3 protein-coding genes are annotated in these 2,355 nt (G+C 75.5%); 2 read left to right on the top strand and 1 reads right to left on the bottom strand.

Features of this window, described 5'->3' with window-relative positions; all coding sequences use genetic code 11:
- Positions 1-496: TroA family protein (locus KME75_RS40955; RefSeq protein WP_504739538.1), on the bottom strand; the 496-nt coding region annotated here is incomplete at its 3' end.
- 120 nt (positions 497-616) lie between these two features.
- Here KME75_RS40955 and KME75_RS40960 point away from each other — a divergent pair.
- A complete protein-coding gene (locus KME75_RS40960; RefSeq protein ID WP_219420370.1) occupies positions 617-973 on the top strand; it encodes a YciI family protein in 357 nt (118 codons plus the stop codon).
- Positions 973-2,208 (top strand): RNA polymerase sigma factor, encoded by a 1,236-nt coding sequence (locus KME75_RS40965; protein WP_219420371.1) that lies wholly within the window; start codon positions 973-975, stop codon positions 2,206-2,208. The genes KME75_RS40960 and KME75_RS40965 overlap by 1 nt, the downstream gene beginning before the upstream one ends.
- Positions 2,209-2,355 lie beyond the last annotated feature (147 nt).

A 2,355-nucleotide genomic window follows, 5' to 3' on the forward strand; every position in this document is an offset into this window, starting at 1 on the left:
GCCGCCCGGCCACCGCCGCGGCGACGGCCGCCAGCCGGGCGCGGAGCGCGCCGACCAGGGCGTCCGCGGCCTGCGGCGCGCCTGCCCGGCGGCCGATCGTCGTGATCGCCCCCAGCACCTCGTCGACGGTGTGCGGGTCGACGGACATGACGTCGGCCGCGCAGCCGATCGCGTCGAGGGCGTCGGCGACCGAGCCCGCGGGCAGCGCGCACACCCGGCACAGGTCCTGGGTGAGGATCAGGTCGGGGTCCAGCGCGGCGACGGCGGCCCGGTCCAGCTCGTACATCGGCAGGCCGCGGGCCGCCCGGTCGCGGACGGCTGCGTCGATCGCGGCCGGGTCGAGGCCGGTCGGCAGTGCGGTGTCGACGACGACCGCCGCGCGGTCCCGGATCCCTTCCGGGTGGTCGCACTCGTAGGTGACGGCCACGAGCGCGTCCTCCAGCCCGATCGCCCCCACGATCTCGGTGGCGGCGGGGAGCAACGACGCGATCCGCATCGGGCGAGGCTAGGCACCTGTCCCGCCCCGGGTCCACCGCTGTGTCCTTCCCGGCGTGCGCCGTTCGTTCCTAGGGTGTGACCGGCCACCCGGGCCGGCCCGAGATCCCCAGGAGCACCCATGCCCACCTACGCCGCGCTCGTCTACGCCGCCGACGTCGACTGGTCGGCCCCCGAACACGCCGCCGAGATGGCCGACTACCGCGAGTTCGGCGCCGCGGCCGCCGCGGTGATCCGCGGGGGCAGTGCCCTCTACCCGACCAGCACCGCCACCACCGTGCGCGTGCAGGGCGGCAAGGGCGGCGACGTGATCAGCACCGACGGCCCGTACGCGGAGACGAAGGAGGCTCTCACCGGCTTCTACCTGCTCGAGTGCGCCGATCTCGACGAGGCCGTCGCCACCGCGGCGAAGATCCCGGCGGCCTGGCACGGGGCGATCGAGGTCCGGCCGGTCATCCCGGGAACCCAGCGCCCGTAGTGGCACCGGCCGACGCGCACGCCGCCCTCGTCCGCCTCGTGCGCGACGAGGGCAGGCGCGTGCTCGCCACGCTCGTGCGGCTCACCGGGGACCTCCAGCTCGCGGAGGACGCCGTGCAGGACGCCACGGTCCCTGCGTTGGAGACCTGGCCGCGCGACGGGGTGCCGCCCGAGCCGCGGGCCTGGCTGACGCTGACCGCGCGCAGGCGCGTCATCGACCTCGTCCGCCGCGAGACGGCCCGGGACGGGAAGGAGGCCCACGCCATGGCGCTGGTCGAACCGCCGGTGCCCGACCCTCCGGAGGTCGTGCGCGACGACCTGCTGCGGCTGGTGTTCACCTGCTGCCACCCGGCCCTGGCCGTCGACACGCAGGTGGCGCTCGCGCTGCGGACGCTCTGCGGGCTCACCACGGCCGAGGTCGGCCGGGCCCTGCTCGTGCCCGAGGCCACCATGGGCAAGCGCCTCACCCGGGCGAAGCAGAAGATCGCCCGGGCCGGCATCCCCTACCGCGTGCCCGCCGACCACGAGCTGCCCGACCGGCTGCGTGGCGTCGTCGCCACGGTCTACCTGCTGTTCAACGAGGGCTACAGCGCGACGGCAGGCGACGACCCGCTCCGGCCCGCGCTGGTGGACGAGGCCGTGCGGCTCACCCGGCTGCTGCGGGAGCTGATGCCGGACGAGCCGTCCGTGCTCGGCCTGCTGGCCCTGAAGCTGCTGCTCGACTCGCGCCGGGACGCGCGGTACGACGCGGCGGGCCACCCCGTGCTGCTGGCCGATCAGGACCGCGACCGGTGGCGGCGCGACCTCGTCGGGGAGGGCGTCGTCCTCGTCGGGGAAGGGCTGCGCCGCTCCCGGACCGACCCCGACCCCTATGTCGTGCAGGCGGCGATCGCGGCCTGCCACGCCCTCGCCCCGGCGTACGCCGACACGGACTGGACCGCGGTGGTGTCCTGGTACGACGTGCTGCTGCGCGTGCAGGACACCCCGGTCGTGCGGCTCAACCGCGCCGTCGCCATCGGGGAGCGCGACGGGACGGCGGCCGGCCTAGCCGAGGTCGACGCCGTCGGCGGTCTCGAGCACTACCCGCTGTGGCACGCCGCCCGCGCCGAGCTGCTCGCCCGGCTCGGCCGGGCCGCGGACGCCGGCTGCGCGTTCACTTCGGCGCTCGCGCTGCCGCAGAACGCGGCGCAGCGGGCCCACCTGACCCGCCGCCGCAATGCACTGGCAGGCGGCTGACGCCGCACCGGCCCCCACCAAGTGTCATCCTTGAAGGAGCGGGGCCGGTCAACCCCCAATCTCGTTCTTGATCTTTCTTCTTGTTCTTCTGCTGCTTCTCGGCCTGCTTGTGGGCGCGCCGGGGTGAGGCGTCGGGGTCAGGGATCG

The sequence above is a fragment of the Pseudonocardia nigra genome, assembly GCF_019396355.1.
In the GTDB taxonomy this organism is placed as follows: Bacteria; Actinomycetota; Actinomycetes; order Mycobacteriales; family Pseudonocardiaceae; genus Pseudonocardia; species Pseudonocardia nigra.

Coding starts and splice junctions, on each gene's coding strand:
- KME75_RS40960 (WP_219420370.1), top strand. CDS start 617: ATGCCCACCTACGCCGCGCTCGTCTACGCCGCCGACGTCGACTGGTCG.